This is a genomic window from Streptomyces californicus, from assembly GCF_000717645.1.
Lineage (GTDB): Bacteria > Actinomycetota > Actinomycetes > Streptomycetales > Streptomycetaceae > Streptomyces > Streptomyces californicus.
On the sequence record NZ_JNZZ01000102.1, the window covers coordinates 1 to 202 of the forward strand.

Here is a 202-nt window from a genome sequence, read left to right on the forward strand (position 1 = left end):
TCAGCGGGAGCTCGTCCAGGGCCATCAGGGCGGCCGGGACCATGTAGTCCGGCAGTCCGGCGGCGATCTGCGCCCGCACGGCCGCCGGCTCCACGTCGCCGACGTAGTAGGCGACCAGGCGCCGGTCGCCCGGACGGTCCTCACGGACCACCGCCGTCGCCCCGGTCACACCCGTCACGCCGTTCAGGGCGGACTCCACTTC

Annotated in this window: 1 protein-coding gene; it reads right to left on the reverse strand. The window is 74.3% G+C overall.

Annotated elements, in window-relative coordinates:
* Positions 1-199 (reverse strand): AMP-binding enzyme (locus IF19_RS01000000135290; RefSeq protein ID WP_282916639.1); only part of this gene is annotated, 199 nt, incomplete at its 3' end.
* Between the last annotated feature and the right edge of the window lie 3 nt (positions 200-202).